18 protein-coding genes and 1 pseudogene are annotated in these 15,534 nt (G+C 54.2%); 10 read left to right on the top strand and 9 right to left on the bottom strand.

Annotated features, from left to right (window positions below):
* The first annotated feature begins 100 nt into the window (after positions 1 to 100).
* Positions 101 to 448 carry a monothiol glutaredoxin 4 gene (gene grxD / locus OGW17_RS09610; RefSeq protein WP_003832760.1) on the top strand — a complete coding sequence of 116 codons (348 nt, stop codon included), beginning with the start codon at positions 101 to 103 and terminating at the stop codon, positions 446 to 448.
* A 110-nt stretch (positions 449 to 558) separates the two neighbouring features.
* On the opposite strand, the gene rnt is transcribed toward grxD, so the two are convergent.
* From rnt to OGW17_RS09590, 4 genes are all read right to left on the bottom strand, one after another.
* The gene (rnt, locus tag OGW17_RS09605; RefSeq protein WP_012132536.1) at positions 559 to 1,206 is read right to left on the bottom strand and encodes a ribonuclease T; all 648 of its coding nucleotides are present in this window, start codon (positions 1,204 to 1,206) and stop codon (positions 559 to 561) included.
* Between the two features lie 102 nt (positions 1,207 to 1,308).
* Entirely contained in the window at positions 1,309 to 1,716 is a 408-nt protein-coding gene (gloA, locus tag OGW17_RS09600; RefSeq protein WP_024130371.1) for a lactoylglutathione lyase, read from the bottom strand.
* Positions 1,717 to 1,804: 88 nt separating this feature from the next.
* A complete protein-coding gene (locus OGW17_RS09595) occupies positions 1,805 to 2,902 on the bottom strand; it encodes an alkene reductase (RefSeq protein WP_071258164.1) in 1,098 nt (365 codons plus the stop codon).
* A 58-nt stretch (positions 2,903 to 2,960) separates the two neighbouring features.
* Positions 2,961 to 3,560, bottom strand: coding sequence for a TetR/AcrR family transcriptional regulator (locus tag OGW17_RS09590; protein ID WP_047457263.1), 600 nt, complete (start codon positions 3,558 to 3,560; stop codon positions 2,961 to 2,963).
* 101 nt (positions 3,561 to 3,661) lie between these two features.
* On the opposite strand from OGW17_RS09590, the gene OGW17_RS09585 reads away from it, so the two are divergent.
* The 3 genes from OGW17_RS09585 to sodC all read left to right on the top strand — a co-directional run bounded on the left by OGW17_RS09585 (position 3,662) and on the right by sodC (position 5,448).
* Positions 3,662 to 3,901 (top strand): DUF1289 domain-containing protein, encoded by a 240-nt coding sequence (locus OGW17_RS09585; protein ID WP_047457260.1) that lies wholly within the window; start codon positions 3,662 to 3,664, stop codon positions 3,899 to 3,901.
* A gap of 49 nt (positions 3,902 to 3,950) precedes the next feature.
* Positions 3,951 to 4,847: an aldo/keto reductase gene (locus tag OGW17_RS09580; protein ID WP_012132531.1), complete on the top strand. Its 897-nt coding sequence runs from the start codon at positions 3,951 to 3,953 to the stop codon at positions 4,845 to 4,847.
* A gap of 79 nt (positions 4,848 to 4,926) precedes the next feature.
* Positions 4,927 to 5,448 (top strand): superoxide dismutase [Cu-Zn] SodC, encoded by a 522-nt coding sequence (sodC, locus tag OGW17_RS09575; protein WP_071258163.1) that lies wholly within the window; start codon positions 4,927 to 4,929, stop codon positions 5,446 to 5,448.
* On the opposite strand, the pseudogene OGW17_RS09570 reads toward sodC, so the two are convergent.
* The 3 genes and pseudogenes from OGW17_RS09570 to OGW17_RS09560 form a co-directional block, all read right to left on the bottom strand.
* Positions 5,424 to 7,464: pseudogene (locus tag OGW17_RS09570) on the bottom strand (FUSC family protein). The gene sodC and the pseudogene OGW17_RS09570 sit on opposite strands and share 25 nt — an antisense overlap.
* A complete protein-coding gene (locus OGW17_RS09565; protein WP_071258161.1) occupies positions 7,464 to 8,324 on the bottom strand; it encodes an efflux RND transporter periplasmic adaptor subunit in 861 nt (286 codons plus the stop codon). Before OGW17_RS09565 ends, OGW17_RS09570 begins: the two are co-directional and overlap by 1 nt.
* Before the next feature lie 2 nt (positions 8,325 to 8,326).
* Positions 8,327 to 8,563, bottom strand: coding sequence for a DUF1656 domain-containing protein (locus OGW17_RS09560; protein ID WP_012132527.1), 237 nt, complete (start codon positions 8,561 to 8,563; stop codon positions 8,327 to 8,329).
* A 194-nt stretch (positions 8,564 to 8,757) separates the two neighbouring features.
* On the opposite strand from OGW17_RS09560, the gene slyA reads away from it, so the two are divergent.
* Positions 8,758 to 9,198 carry a transcriptional regulator SlyA gene (gene slyA, locus OGW17_RS09555; RefSeq protein WP_012132526.1) on the top strand — a complete coding sequence of 147 codons (441 nt, stop codon included), beginning with the start codon at positions 8,758 to 8,760 and terminating at the stop codon, positions 9,196 to 9,198.
* Positions 9,199 to 9,246: 48 nt separating this feature from the next.
* Here slyA and slyB read toward each other — a convergent pair whose 3' ends face one another.
* A complete protein-coding gene (gene slyB / locus OGW17_RS09550; RefSeq protein WP_012132525.1) occupies positions 9,247 to 9,714 on the bottom strand; it encodes an outer membrane lipoprotein SlyB in 468 nt (155 codons plus the stop codon).
* 283 nt (positions 9,715 to 9,997) lie between these two features.
* On the opposite strand from slyB, the gene anmK reads away from it, so the two are divergent.
* From anmK to pdxY, 5 genes are all read left to right on the top strand, one after another.
* On the top strand, positions 9,998 to 11,119 hold the full coding sequence (gene anmK / locus OGW17_RS09545) for an anhydro-N-acetylmuramic acid kinase (RefSeq protein WP_024130367.1): 1,122 nt from the start codon (positions 9,998 to 10,000) through the stop codon (positions 11,117 to 11,119).
* An 86-nt stretch (positions 11,120 to 11,205) separates the two neighbouring features.
* The gene (mliC, locus tag OGW17_RS09540) at positions 11,206 to 11,535 is read left to right on the top strand and encodes a C-type lysozyme inhibitor (RefSeq protein ID WP_012132523.1); all 330 of its coding nucleotides are present in this window, start codon (positions 11,206 to 11,208) and stop codon (positions 11,533 to 11,535) included.
* A gap of 58 nt (positions 11,536 to 11,593) precedes the next feature.
* On the top strand, positions 11,594 to 12,250 hold the full coding sequence (pdxH, locus tag OGW17_RS09535) for a pyridoxamine 5'-phosphate oxidase (protein ID WP_012132522.1): 657 nt from the start codon (positions 11,594 to 11,596) through the stop codon (positions 12,248 to 12,250).
* Positions 12,251 to 12,376: 126 nt separating this feature from the next.
* Positions 12,377 to 13,651: a tyrosine--tRNA ligase gene (gene tyrS, locus OGW17_RS09530; protein WP_024130365.1), complete on the top strand. Its 1,275-nt coding sequence runs from the start codon at positions 12,377 to 12,379 to the stop codon at positions 13,649 to 13,651.
* A 61-nt stretch (positions 13,652 to 13,712) separates the two neighbouring features.
* Entirely contained in the window at positions 13,713 to 14,573 is an 861-nt protein-coding gene (gene pdxY, locus OGW17_RS09525; RefSeq protein WP_058669168.1) for a pyridoxal kinase PdxY, read from the top strand.
* 252 nt (positions 14,574 to 14,825) lie between these two features.
* Here the strand turns inward: pdxY and gstA are convergent, their stop codons facing one another.
* Complete coding sequence (gene gstA, locus OGW17_RS09520; protein WP_071258160.1) at positions 14,826 to 15,431, bottom strand: glutathione transferase GstA; 606 nt, start codon at positions 15,429 to 15,431, stop codon at positions 14,826 to 14,828.
* Between the last annotated feature and the right edge of the window lie 103 nt (positions 15,432 to 15,534).

Below are 15,534 nucleotides of genomic sequence, written 5' to 3'. Positions count from 1 at the left end.
ATAAAATAGTAAAGCGTGATGAAAATGTTATTTTCCGTTGCCAGCCTGACCCGCTACAATGTCAGACTACTGCCGTAAAGAAGTTTAAGGAAGCAAGACAATGAGCACCACTATCGAAAAAATCCAGCGCCAGATCGCTGAAAACCCGATTCTCCTGTACATGAAAGGCTCTCCAAAACTGCCAAGCTGTGGTTTTTCCGCGCAGGCTGTTCAGGCGCTTTCTGCCTGTGGTGAACGTTTTGCCTATGTCGATATTCTGCAAAACCCGGACATCCGCGCCGAGCTGCCGAAATATGCTAACTGGCCGACCTTCCCGCAACTGTGGGTGGACGGTGAGCTGGTTGGCGGCTGCGATATCTTAATTGAAATGTACCAGCGCGGTGAGTTGCAGCAGTTGATCAAAGAGACTGCGGCAAAATACAAAACCGAAGAGCCTGACGCTGAGTAATTCAGCCGAAATAAAAAAGCGACCATCTGGTCGCTTTTTTTTTGCTGAAAACGCGCTTGCCTGATGGCGCGTCGCTTATCAGGACGCGCGGACACTGCCACCCGACACGATTATGCCTCTTCTGGTACCGGCAACGGCCAGCCGCCAAGACGCTTCCAGCGGTTAACGATTTCGCAAAACAGAACGGCCGTTCGTTCGGTGTCGTATAGCGCAGAGTGCGCCTGCGTTCCATCAAACTCCATTCCCGCCGCCAGACACGCTTTTGACAGCACGGTCTGTCCCAGCGCCAGGCCGCTCAGGGCCGCAGTGTCAAAGGTCACGAAGGGGTGGAAGGGGTTACGTTTCAGCGAAGCGCGCTCAGCGGCGGCCATCATAAAACTGTGATCGAACGTGGCGTTATGGGCGACCATGATCGCACGATTGCAACCGCTGTCTTTAATTCCCTTGCGCACCATTTTGAAAATAGCATGCAGCGCATCGTACTCGCTGACCGCGCCGCGCAGCGGGTTAGAAGGATCGATTCCGTTAAAGGCAAGCGCTTCAGGCTGTAAGTTTGCGCCTTCGAACGGCTCAACATGGAAATGCAGCGTCGTGTCCGGCATCAGCCAGCCTTGTTCATCCATTTTCAGCGTGATGGCGGCAACCTCAAGCAGCGCATCGGTTTTGGCATTGAATCCCGCCGTTTCGACATCAATGACGACAGGATAAAAACCACGAAAACGGTCGCACAGACCGGAAAGTTGAGCGTTATCGGACATCTGGATCTCTTAATACGGAAAATTGCAGCGCGCATTATGGCAAATTTTACGCTGAGATGCAGTAAAACAACGGGCACAGGAGAGTCTGCGCCCGGCGGGAGATTAGTTGCCCAGACCGCGACCGGCGTCTTTGGCTTCAATCAGCTCAATTTTGTAGCCATCAGGATCTTCAACAAACGCGATGACGGTGGAGCCGCCTTTTACCGGACCCGCTTCACGCGTGACGTTACCGCCGTTCTGGCGAATGCGCTCGCAGGCTTCGGCAGCATTGTCGACGCTCAGGGCGATATGGCCATAGGCCGTGCCCAGCTCGTACTTATCAACGCCCCAGTTGTAAGTTAACTCGATCACCGCTTCTTCGCTTTCCGGGCCGTAACCCACGAATGCCAGAGAGTATTTGTATTCCGGGTTTTCGCTGGTGCGCAGCAGCTTCATGCCCAGTACGTTGGTGTAGAATTCGATGGAACGCTGCAAGTCGCCAACACGCAGCATGGTATGAAGTAAACGCATCTTTTTCCCCTCAAAAGTGCTGAATGGTCAATACATTCAAAATGTTGTTCTAGTATAGCGGCGTTTTTACGCCGCTACCAACGCAGGATTACAGGGTAGGATAGTCCGTGTAACCTTCCGCGCCGCCGCCGTAGAAGCTTTCTGCGCGTTGTGGGTTCAGTTCTGCTTTGCGTTGCAGACGAGCTACCAGGTCCGGGTTAGCGATATACGCCCGGCCAAACGCGACGGCGTCGATCAGGCCCTTATTGAGCAGGTCTTCCGCTTTTTCCGGCGTATAGGCGCCTGCGCCAATGATTGGGCCGTGGAAGCGGGCGCGAACTTTCTCACGGAAGGCGTCAGTATACGGTTCGCCGCCAGCCCAGTCAGGTTCGGACATGTGCAGATAGGCAATGCCGCGTTTACCCAGTTCCTCAATCAGATAGAGCGCATCGGCTTCTTCATTCGGGCCATTGTCGACATTCTGGAATGTGCCGATAGGGGAAACACGAATACCAATTCGATCTGCCCCCCATTCCTGAATACCGGCATCGACGACTTCCAGCACCAGACGCGCGCGGTTCTCAACGCTGCCGCCGTACTGATCAGTACGATGGTTTGACGTCGGGGAAAGGAACTGGTGCAGTAGATAGCCATGGGCGGAATGCAGTTCTACCAGGTCGAAACCGGCTTCACGCGCATTGGCGATAGCCTGACGGAAATCGTTGACGATGCCTGGGATCTCGTCGGTTTCCAGCGCGCGCGGCATTGAGGTGTCGATACGAATGGCCTGACCGTTTTCATCGCGCAGCGAGGTACGGGTGCCAGCGCCGATCGCAGACGCGGAGACGGGAGGCTGGCCACCGGGTTGCAGGCTGGAATGAGAGATTCGACCGGTATGCCAGAGTTGAACAGCAATGTGCCCCTGTTCGGCATGAACGCCAGCGGTAATTTTTTTCCATGCCTCGATCTGCTCCGCGCTGTGCAGACCCGGCGCGCCCGCATAGCCTTTCGCCTGTGCGGAGATCTGCGTCGCTTCACTGATGATTAGCCCGGCGCTGGCGCGTTGACGATAATACTCGGCCATTAACGGGGTGGGAATGTCGCCCGGTTCAATGCTGCGCAAACGCGTCAGAGGGGCCATGAACACACGGTTTGCTGCCGTAATTGCGCCCACTTTCAGCGGGGTAAACAGTTTCTCAGATGACATAATGGCTCCTGGTATAAGTAGACCGGTCGTCTAGTGATAAGGAAAATAAAAACGCCCGTTAAGCCGCAGGCGTTGCGATAATCGTTTTTACATGTGCCAGCGCGCTTTCAAGCGGGGCGGCACTGCGAGAAATTTTGGCATGCAGATTCGCGCCTAACCACAGCGCATACAGGATCTGCGCCTGTTGCAGCGGCTCGCCAGCAAAAGAGAGGCAGCGGGCTTCGCGTCCTTTTTCCAGCGCTTGCGCTAACAGCGTAATAATATGCCGCGCGCCTTTGTCCATCGCAGTGCGCATATCTTCTGAGAGATCGCACACTTCGGCGGACAGCTTTACGGTCAAACAGCCGCTGATAGTGCCTTGCTGGCAAAACTGATTCAGGGTTTCCTGATAGTAAGCCAGAATGCGGTCACGGTAGTTGCCCGCACCGGCGTCAAAATGCGTTGCCAGCCGCTGATGATATCCGGCGTAATGCCGTTCCAGCATGGCGACGCCAAACGCTTCTTTGGAACGAAAATAGTGATAAAACGACCCCTTCGGCACTTCGGCGGTTTTGAGCAGCTCGCTCAATCCCATTCCGGTGAAGCCACGCTGCATACAAAGCTGCTCGCCGGTAGCCAGAAGATGTTCGCGGGTATCATGTTCAGTCTGTTTGTTCATGCCGCAGAGTGTAATAGACCAATCGGTCTAATGCAAGTCAGGTTGCCAGAAAGCCAGTTAGCGTCTTCAATAAGCATAAGTGCTTTCGTTGAGGAGAGAGTGTGGCCGAGCAGTTAGAGTTTTTTCCCGTCCCAAGCCCGTGCCGGGGGATCTGTCAGTCGGATGAGCGCGGATTTTGTCGCGGCTGTCTGCGCAGTCGGGATGAGCGTTTCAACTGGCAAAAAATGAGCGACGCCGAGAAGCAGAACGTGTTGCGGCTTTGTCGTCAGCGTCTTATGCGCAAATTACGCGCAAACAAACCGAACCCGCAGGAAGAACCTCAACAACCCTCACTCTTTTGAAACCGTAATTGCGTATACTCGCTAAACATCTATATATGAGGAAGCGGTTATGGTTCAGCGTATCACTATTGCCCCGCAAGGCCCGGAATTTTCGCGCTTCGTGATGGGTTACTGGCGTCTGATGGACTGGAATATGTCTGCGCGTCAGCTGGTCAGCTTTATTGAAGAGCATCTTGATCTGGGCGTCACGACCGTTGACCATGCGGATATCTACGGCGGTTATCAATGTGAGGCCGCGTTTGGCGAAGCGTTGAAACTGGCGCCGCACCTGCGTGAGCGGATGCAGATCGTAACGAAGTGTGGTATCGCCACGACCGCCCGGGCTGAAAATGTACTCGGCCATTACATCACTGACCGCGACCACATTGTTGCCAGCGCTGAACAGTCCCTGAAAAATCTGGCGACCGACCGTCTTGATCTGCTGCTCATCCATCGTCCCGACCCGCTAATGGATGCGGACGACGTCGCGGAAGCATTCCAGCATCTCCACCAGAGCGGAAAAGTGCGCCATTTTGGCGTCTCTAACTTTACCCCCGCCCAGTTTACGCTACTGCAATCGCGTCTGCCGTTTACCCTTGCCACGAACCAGGTTGAGATTTCACCGGTTCATCAGCCGCTGCTACTGGACGGCACGCTGGATCAGCTACAGCAACTGCGTATTCGACCGATGGCGTGGTCCTGTCTTGGCGGCGGTCGTCTGTTTAATGATGATGAATTCGCGCCGCTGCGCAACGAACTCGCCGCGATTGCGGAAGAGCTGAACGCGACCACGATTGAGCAGGTGGTATATGCGTGGATTTTACGCCTGCCGTCTCAGCCGTTGCCGATTATCGGCTCCGGTAAAATTGAGCGCGTACGCGCAGCGATTGAGGCGGAGTCTCTGACGATGTCGCGTCAGCAATGGTTCCGTATCCGCAAAGCGGCGTTAGGTTACGACGTGCCGTAATGCTCCGTTTTCGGCTTTCCGTTCAAAATTGTGTCACTGGTTTACACTTAACCGGGTAAACACATTTGACGGAGGTCTTATGAAGCGTTTGAGTCTGGCAATGCTAACCCTGCTGGCCTGTGCGGGTGCACAGGCCGCCAGTGAAGAAGTGACGATGAATCTGGTGACTTCGCAAGGCGTCGGGCAGTCGATTGGCAGCATAACCATTGCCGAAACGGATAAAGGGCTGGAGTTTACTCCCGATCTGAAAGCGCTGCCGCCGGGCGAACATGGTTTTCATATCCATGCTAACGGCAGTTGCCAGCCTGCGATTAAAGAGGGTAAAGCCTCGGCGGCAGAGGCTGCGGGCGGGCATTTCGACCCGCACAATACCGGGAAGCACGAGGGGCCGGAAGGCGCCGGACATATGGGCGATCTTCCCGTGCTGGTGGTCAATAATGACGGGATAGCCACCACGCCTGTTACTGCGCCGCGCCTGAAATCTCTTGATGAAATCAAAGATAAAGCGCTGATGATCCACGTCGGCGGCGATAACATGTCCGATCAGCCGAAACCGCTTGGCGGTGGTGGCGAGCGTTACGCCTGCGGCGTCATCAAATAGTCAGGATGTCAGTGAACCCTGCGGCGGCGCTTGCTCAAGCTGCGACAGCGAGCAGTGTAATCGCCAGATGAGCGCCGCCAGTTCCTGAGCCGCAGGTTGATGATGATGCGACAGCGTGTTGCAAATACGCTGTAGCTCCTGGAGCGTGGCCGCCAGCGGTCGTTGCTGTACGCCGCGCTCGCTCATCACGTCGCGCAACAAGGCAATACAGATATCCCGGACGCGCGAAAGCGGGTCGGAGCGGGTTTCCCAGGCACGCAGTTGCCACACCACATGTGAACAATTCAGCAGTACCACTCCCCAGCGTAACAGCCAGCGTCGCGCCAGCGCATCCTGGCTATTGCTGAGTTGACTGACGTGATGATAGGTCAGCGATTCAAACTCATTCTCGCTGTGTGATGGATGACGACTGAGCTGATCGACAAAATCTCTGCGCAATGCGCGGATATGGCGACGGCTTTTGCGGGCATCCGAACCCGGACGCAGGATCGCAAACGCCAGCCACGATAGCGCGACCCCGGCAATTTTAGCCGTATTGTCATTAAGAAAATCAGCAAAGTCATACACGGGGGGATTGGTGACGGCGATAAACGATCCCATAAAAACGATCAACTGTCCCCAAAGTCCGGCGAGTTTCGGCATTTGCAGCTTCAGCAGTTGCATCGTGGCCAGCAAAGGAAACAGAAACAGCAAAAACTGCCAGAGATCGGTTATCTGCACCATCAAACCGAATTTTACGACGAAGCTGAATAACGAGAGCAGAATCAGCGTGCGCATCAATAAAGAGAGTGATTTAAACGGCGTGGCGACGGCGGAATAGAGCACGCAACTGATGGCCGCCAGCGTTAATGCCCCTGAACCGGATTCCCATTGTGAACCGATACTCCACGCGCCAATTACCATGAGGGTGGTAAATGTGCGCAATCCGCTCCATATCGCTTCGGCGTTGTCCGTATGGCGGGCCAGACCGGGGCTGTGCGTTACTTTGATCTCATCGACTGCGGCGCCGTTTTCCAGCAACCGTAGCTGATGGCTGTTGTGTAAGTAGAGCTGGCAAAAATAGCGCAATCGCTGCCAGAAGGCGACGTGGCGGTAATCCTGTCGGTTTTTCGGATGTAGCGGGGCAATAATGCGCGCGACGGTATAACTGTCGGTACGCGGATTAGCCAGCGCGGCCAACAGTTGTTCAATCACATCGCGGGTCTGCTCCGGCGGGTTGGGCCAGTTCAGCAACATCCTGCGGAGGCTGGAAATGACGCTGGTCAGGCGAAGCTGCTGATGTAGCAGAGCGTTAAGCAGCGCGTTCTGGCGACGAAAACGGTAGTGACTCCAGAATGCCTGAATGCGCAGCAGGTTCATCGTCAGAATTTGGCCGATAACCCCTTCATGGGCGGAACGTATCGCATCGGTGGTTTCCGGCTGCCAGAGCAGGCTGGCGTGCTCCAGCAGCCGTGCGTGCATATTTTTCAGCGCGGTCAACAGCGCCGTGCCGTCAGAGGTGCTGGGCAGGATCATCATCATCATGCCGCCGCAAAGAATACCGACGATCACCTCGCAGACCCTGGCCTGGGCGATATCCCACAACTGTGTGACCTCGATGATGTTGACCATGGGAAAGGCGATGATGGCGGCCGTGTAACCCGCCAACTGGAAGGCGTAGGCGACGTTATTGGTGAAATGGGCGCAGGCCCAGGTGCAAAAGCCAATCCAGGCCGCCATGCTTAATAAAAAGAGCCAGGGTTCGTTTAGCGTGTGACCTGCGATGATGAGCGCGGCGGTGGCGCCAAGTAAACTCCCGGCAATACGCCCCAGACTTTTACTGATCACGCCGCCTACCGTCGGAAAACTTACCACGGCGGCAGAGGTCATCGCCCAGTATGGCTCATCCAGATTGATGTAGTAGGCGAACGTCAGCGCCAGGCACATGGCGAGGGTATTGCGCAATGCATAGCGCCATTGCCCAGAGGTTGCTTTGAACCAGGGCGTATCGCGCCAGGTCAGGTGAGGGAGCTTCATTAGCGCTGACCGATAGCCACGCTGCATGTTGTGCCCGAAACCAGCGTGACATCATGAGGTAACGCATCAAATTCGATACGCACCGGCACGCGCTGTGCCAGACGAACCCAGGGAACGTTAGGTTTAATGTCAGGGACCAGGCCGGAATCGCTCTCCACGCTTTGATCATAAATCGCCCGGCCAATACTGGCAACGTGACCCTGTAACTTCACGTTGCCGCTGTAGAGGGTGATCTGCGCCGGAGCGCCTTCGCGAATATGGCGCAGTTTCGTCTCTTCGAAATATCCCATGACGTAGAACGAGTGGCTGTCGACCAGCGCAAACAGCGGTTGGCCGGTGGAGGCGTAATCCCCCGTGCGCGTTGAGAGGTTTGTCACCCAGCCCGCGACCGGCGCGCGAACGTCGGTCTGGGCTAATTGCCATTGCGCCTGTTTTAATGACGCTTCCACCGCTTCGACGCTGGCCTGCATCGCTTTAACGTTCAGGTTTGCGGTGTCCATATCTTCGGCAGAGATGTAATTTTGTGATAAATGGCGACGCCGGTTGGCTTCATTATTGGCTTTCGCTAAATCGGAGCGGGCTTTAGCCAGTTCTGCCTGCGCATTAAGCTCAGCGATGTGAAAAGGGGTCTTATCAATAGAAAAGAGCAGATCGCCTGCATTCACGAACTGGTTATCTTTTATATTGAGTTTGGTGATGCTGCCGGAGACCTGAGGCGTAATGCTCACCTGTTCCGCCCGTACTTTACCATCGCGCGTCCACGGAGACTGCATGTAGTAATTCCATAGCCACCAACCGGCCAGAACCGCGATGGCCGCAACCACAATCGTTGAAAAGTATTTCATTGTTTTAAGCGACATAATCACCACGCAATCAGCAAAATAAGGCTCAGGCACACGCAAAGTGCAAATATCGACAGATCCATCAGCAGGGGATGCCAGATTTCACCCGAGTAAATCCAGTCGCGTAGCAGGCGATGCGCCAGCAGCCAGATAACAAATCCAAGCGCGAATGCTTTGAAAAGCGGAGGGAAATAGACAGATGCGCCGATCACCAGATCTTGTAGGGGCAATCCTGTTGCAGTGGGTATAAACGTCACAAGCAAGAATCCTTTGCGTTAAACAACGTTGCTATAGGTTTAGTAAAAACCGAGGTACAGCACGTCTTTTCCGCATAATGTCTGAAAAAATGTCTACCTGTAAGCAAATTTAGCAATACATTTGTTTTGAGCATATAAATGCTGCACACTATTCTAAAATCAGTATAATATCTTAGCAAGCTAATTATAAGGAGATGAAATTGGAATCGCCACTAGGTTCTGATCTGGCACGGTTGGTGCGCATTTGGCGTGCTCTGATTGACCATCGCCTGAAACCTCTGGAGTTGACGCAGACACACTGGGTAACGCTGCATAATATTCACCAACTTCCGCCAGATCAGTCGCAAATACAGTTAGCCAAAGCGATCGGCATTGAACAACCGTCTCTGGTGCGTACGCTGGATCAGCTTGAAGACAAAGGGCTTATCTCACGACAAACCTGCGCCAGCGATCGTCGCGCCAAGCGAATTAAGCTGACGGAGAAGGCGGAACCGCTCATCACAGAGATGGAAGCCGTGATCAATAAAACGCGTGGAGAGATTCTGGAAGGGATTTCGCCGCAGGAACTTGAGCTGTTAATTAAGCTGATTGCGAAACTTGAGCACAATATTATTGAGTTGCAGTCTCAGAACTAAGAGCAGAAGAAAGGCGTGTGGCCAGAGGCTGACCACACGTCTGTTGGATTAGCGCGGAGAAACAGTAACTTGGCTGCCGTTGCTGGCCAGAACAACACGCTGACCTGCGGAGAAACGGGTATCGCCCTGTTTCTGTACCACCATGATGGTGTTGCCGTCATCCTTACGGATTTCCAGTTCCACACCCTGAGTTTTGTTCATCGCGCCCTGGACGCCTTGTCCCGCTACGCCACCTGCGACTGCGCCAGCGGCCGTCGCCAGTGAACGACCCGTCCCGCCACCGATGGTATTACCGAGGAAACCACCGAGCACTGCACCACCGATAGCGCCGATCACGTTGGAGTCATCACCGCCCTGGATTTGCACCGGACGAACGTTAACGACAGTGCCGTATGTGACATTCTGCACTTGTTTCGCCTCGGACGCGGTATAGACATCACCGGACAGGCTATCGTTATTCACACAACCCGCTAAAGATAAGCCCATCAGTGAAACGATCAGCACACGTTTAATCATCTATAAATCTCCTGTTCACCATGAAACGCCACAAAGCATCCCTCATGGTTAAATTATATGGCATATACGACCGTAAAGGCACATGTTCTGCTGGAACAATGTGAAAATCATAATCAGATTTGGGTTAACCAAGTATAAACGAATCATCCATGAGATTTATCAGAACAGAGTGTCAGCGTCTGCATCGAAGGGTAAAAATGCTTAATGAAGCATGGTATTAGCGGAAACTTTGTGGTTGAGTGGTAGCGCTAAAATCATGCTTAACACGCTAAAAGGAAGATGTATGAAATCGGGCCGTTTTATCGGCGTTATGTCTGGAACCAGCCTTGATGGCGTCGATGTTGTGCTGGCGGCAATTGATGAAACGATGGTCGCACAGCAGGCGAGCCTGACCTGGCCCATCCCCGTTCATCTTAAACAAGCCATTCTGGATATTTGTCAGGGGCAACAACTCACGCTTTCCCAGTTTGGCCAGTTGGATACGCAGCTCGGGCAGCTTTTTGCCGACGCGGTGAACGCGCTGCTGGCGCAGGAAAAACTGCGGCCGCGGGATATTGTCGCCATCGGCTGTCATGGCCAGACGGTCTGGCATGAACCTACCGGCGCCGCGCCGCATACCTTACAAATCGGTGATAACAACCAAATTGTCGCGCGAACCGGGATAACGGTTGTCGGTGATTTTCGTCGTCGCGATATTGCGTTGGGCGGGCAAGGCGCGCCGCTGGTTCCCGCGTTCCACCAGGCGTTGCTGGCGCACCCGACAGAGCGTCGGATGGTGCTGAACATTGGCGGTATCGCCAACCTGTCTTTGCTCATACCGGGTCAACCGGTAAGAGGGTACGATACCGGGCCAGGCAATATGCTCATGGATGCCTGGATCTGGCGGCAGTGCGGTAAGCCTTATGATAAAGACGCGCAATGGGCCAGTGAAGGGAAAGTGATAATTCCGCTGCTGCAAAATATGTTGAGCGATCCCTATTTTTCAGCGCCCGCGCCGAAAAGCACCGGGCGTGAGTATTTCAACTATGGCTGGATAGAACGCCACCTTTCGGCCTTTCCTGGCCTCGCTCCCCGCGATATTCAGGCAACGCTGGCTGAGCTGACCGCGGTGACAATTTCTGAACAGGTTCTGTTAAGCGGCGGCTGCGAGCGGCTGATGGTGTGCGGCGGCGGGAGTCGTAACCCTTTGCTGATGGCGCGTCTGGCCGGGTTGCTGCCGGGCACGGAAGTTACCAGCACGGATGAAGCCGGGATCAGTGGCGATGATATGGAAGCGCTGGCGTTTGCCTGGCTGGCGTGGCGCACGCTCGCCGGGTTGCCGGGGAACCTCCCTTCGGTGACGGGGGCCACAGAATCCAGCATTCTGGGGGCCATTTTCCCGGCGAACCCGCGAACTCAGAGTTAACTGAATTTTTCCGGGCCTGTCTGCCGTTAAACTGAAAGGGTTAGGAAGGGCGTATTTGCCCTTCGGACCAGGAAAGTCTTCGGGATATGTCTATGAAAAAACTGCTCATTGTATGTCTGCCTGTGCTCCTGAGCGGTTGTAGCGTCTACAACCAATTGCTTGAGCGTATGCAAACGGACACGCTGGAATATCAGTGTGATGAAAAACCGCTTACCGTAAAAATGAACAATACCCGGCAAGAGGTGAATTTTGTTTACGACAATAAACTGCTGAACCTCAAACAGGGCATGTCTGCGTCGGGAGCACGTTACACGGACGGCATCTACGTCTTTTGGTCAAAAGGCGATGGCGCAACGGTCTATAAACGCGACAGAATTGTGCTGAATAACTGCCAGTTACAAAACCCGAAGCGTTGAGATTTTCACCTGGGCGGCGCACAATAGCGCCACCCACTGACAATCCGTAGCGAACACCATGTCTGATAACGACGAATTGCAGCAAATCGCGCATCTGCGCCGTGAATACACCAGAGGCGGCCTGCGTCGCAACGATCTTCCCGCTGAACCGTTAACCCTTTTCGAACGCTGGCTGGGTCAGGCATGTGATGCCAGACTGGCGGACCCGACCGCGATGGTGGTCGCCACCGTCGATGAAAACGGCCAGCCTTATCAACGCATTGTGCTGCTTAAACATTACGATGAAAAAGGGATGGTGTTTTACACCAACCTGGGCAGCCGTAAGGCGCATCACCTCGAAAATAATCCGCGTATCAGTCTGTTGTTCCCGTGGCATATGCTGGAACGGCAGGTGATGGTGACTGGCAAAGCGGAACGCCTTTCCACGCTTGAAGTGGTGAAATACTTCCACAGCCGCCCGCGCGACAGCCAGATTGGCGCCTGGGTGTCTAAACAATCCAGCCGAATCTCTGCGCGCGGCATTCTGGAAAGCAAGTTCCTTGAGCTGAAGCAGAAGTTCCAGCAAGGGGAAGTCCCGTTGCCCAGCTTCTGGGGCGGATTCCGCGTCAATATTGAACAGATGGAGTTCTGGCAGGGCGGCGAACACCGTTTACACGACCGCTTTTTATACCAGCGCGAAAACAACGCGTGGAAAATTGACCGGCTTGCTCCTTAAACCCCGAAATTTGTTGTGTTAAGCGCTAGCGCTGCGTGCGTCAGCGCTTTATTCTATATACCTTTCGCGTCTGGCGAAAAGTCGTGTACCGGCAAAGGTGCAGTCGTTTTATACATGGAGATTTTGATGGCAAGCAGTAACTTGATTAAACAATTGCAAGAGCGGGGGCTGGTGGCCCAGGTAACGGACGAGGAAGCGTTAGCAGAGCGACTGGCGCAAGGCCCGATCGCGCTCTATTGCGGCTTCGACCCTACCGCTGACAGCTTGCATTTGGGGCATCTTGTTCCATTGTTATGCCTGAAACGCTTCCAGCAGGCAGGTCACAAGCCTGTTGCGCTGGTAGGCGGCGCGACTGGTCTGATTGGCGACCCGAGCTTTAAAGCCGCTGAGCGTAAACTGAACACCGAAGATACTGTGCAGGAGTGGGTGGATAAAATCCGCAAGCAGGTTGCACCGTTCCTCGATTTTGACTGTGGTGACAATTCCGCCATTGCCGCGAATAACTACGACTGGTTTGGCGGCATGAATGTGCTGACCTTCCTGCGCGACATCGGCAAGCACTTCTCCGTCAATCAGATGATCAACAAAGAAGCGGTGAAGCAACGTCTGAACCGTGACGATCAGGGCATCTCCTTTACCGAGTTCTCCTATAACCTGTTGCAGGGTTATGACTTTGCCTGCCTGAATAAACTGCACGGCGTTACGCTGCAAATCGGCGGCTCTGACCAGTGGGGCAACATCACCTCCGGTATCGATCTGACCCGTCGTCTGCATCAGAACCAGGTGTTCGGCCTGACCGTACCGCTGATCACCAAAGCGGATGGCACCAAGTTTGGTAAAACCGAAGGCGGCGCGGTATGGCTGGATCCGAAAAAGACCAGTCCGTACAAGTTCTACCAGTTCTGGATCAACACCGCAGATGCTGACGTGTACCGTTTCCTGAAATTCTTCACCTTCATGGACATTGCCGAGATCAATGCGCTGGAAGAAGAAGATAAGAACAGCGGTAAAGCGCCGCGTGCCCAGTATGTGCTGGCAGAGCAGGTCACGCGCCTGGTGCATGGCGAAGAAGGTCTGGTTGCGGCGAAACGTATCACTGAAAGCCTGTTCAACGGTAATCTGAGCGATCTCAGCGAAGCCGATTTCGAACAACTGGCTCAGGATGGCGTGCCGATGATCGAGATGGAAAAAGGCGCCGATCTGATGCAGGCGCTGGTGGATTCCGAACTGCAACCGTCTCGTGGTCAGGCGCGTAAAACCATCGCCTCTAATGCGGTGACCATCAACGGTGAAAAACAGTCAGACCCGGAATATTTCTTCCAGGACAGCGACATTTTATTCGGGCGCTACACGCTGTTGCGCCGCGGTAAAAAGAATTACTGTCTGATTTGCTGGAAATAATAAAAAGTCAGCAGGGGCGTGGGAAACCACGCCCCTTTATTATTTTAGGGTTATGGTAAACATGAAGAATATCCTCGCCATCCAGTCGCATGTTGTGTTCGGCCATGCGGGCAACAGTGCTGCTGAATTTCCGATGCGCCGTCTTGGCGCGAATGTCTGGCCGCTGAATACCGTTCAGTTTTCTAACCACACGCAGTATGGCAAATGGACCGGTTGCGTTATGCCGCCCGAACATTTGACTGAAATTGTTCAGGGTATTGCGGATATCGATAAACTTCAGACGTGCGATGCGGTTCTTAGCGGCTATCTGGGTTCCGCAGAGCAGGGTGAGCATATTCTGGGGATTGTCCGTAAAGTAAAAGCGGCGAATCCACAGGCGAAATATTTCTGCGATCCGGTCATGGGGCATCCTGAAAAAGGGTGCATCGTGGCGCCTGGTGTCGCTGAGTTCCACGTTCGCCATGCGCTCCCGGCCAGCGACATTATCGCGCCCAATCTGGTGGAGCTGGAAATTCTCTGTGAACATGCGGTCAATAATGTTAATGAAGCTGTACTGGCTGCCAGGGAACTGATCGCTGAAGGGCCGCAAGTCGTGCTGGTTAAACATCTCGCCCGGGCAGGATACAGCCCCGACCGCTTTGAGATGTTGCTGGTGACGGCGGATGAAGCCTGGCATATTAGCCGTCCGCTTGTTGATTTCGGGATGCGTCAGCCGGTGGGTGTCGGGGATGTGACCAGCGGTTTGTTGCTGGTAAAACTGTTGCAGGGCGCAACGTTGCAGCAAGCGCTTGAACACGTTACTGCGGCGGTATATGAAATTATGATCGCCACGAAAAATATGCAGGAATACGAGTTGCAGGTGGTGGCCGCGCAGGATCGCATTGCTAAACCTGAACACTATTTCAGCGCGACGCAGCTGTGAGTTTTACCGAAGCGCCCGGTGGCGCTAACGCTAACCGGGCCTACGGGTTGTTCTGTAGGCCGGATAAGGCGTAGCCGTCATCCGGCAAAGCGCCCAGAGGCGCTAACGCTTACCGGGCCTACGGGTTATTTTGTAGGCCGGATAAGGCGTAGCCGCCATCCGGCAAAGTGCCCGGAGGCGCTAACGCTAACCGGGCCTACGGGGTGTTTTGTAGGCCGGATAAGGCGTAGCCGCCATCCGGCGCAACAACCATTAGTTCAAACCTTCCGCCTTCAGCGCCGCCGCCACGCAGGGGCGTTCAGCGACCCGCGCCATATAAACGTCGATATGGCTTAATCCTTCCATATTCAGCTTCACTGCTTTCGCCCAACGCAACACGGTAAAAAGGTAGGCATCTGCGATCGTGAAACGCTGGCCGCAAAGACACTGGCCTTCCTGGAGCGCGTCATTCACATAGCGCAATTTTTTCTCCAGCAGTGCACGGACAATCGGTTTATATTCCTCTGGCGTATCCGGGCGGAAGAGTGGCGTAAAACCTTTGTGCAGCTCCGTGGCAATATAGTTGAGCCATTCCAGCGTTTTGTAGCGGGAGATGGTGCCTGTCGGTGCCAACAGCTGACGATCGGGCACGCTATCCGCCAGATATTGCATAATCGCAACGCCTTCGGTCAGTAAGGTGCCATCGTCCAGCATCAGAGCCGGAACCTGTCCTTTTGGGTTTACCGCGAAATAATCATCGCCGTTTTCCAGACGCTTTTTCGCCAGATCAACGCCATCCAGCGTGAAATCAATACCGCTTTCCCGCAGGGTGATGTGAGAAGCAAGAGAACAGGCGCCCGGTTTGTAGAACAGTTTCATCGGTAACTCCTTTTTGCTGAGGTTTAACGTATGGTAGTGCGGCATCAGGCAAAAAAAAAGCCGCTAACGCACGTTAGCGGCCTGAATATCAGTTTCCCTGAAA

Origin of the sequence: Citrobacter sp. CK181 (genome assembly GCF_030333595.1) — a bacterium.
Lineage (GTDB): Bacteria > Pseudomonadota > Gammaproteobacteria > Enterobacterales > Enterobacteriaceae > Citrobacter_B > Citrobacter_B koseri.
The sequence above is the reverse complement of the archived record's forward strand: the minus strand, read 5'-3'. Positions and strand labels throughout refer to the sequence as shown.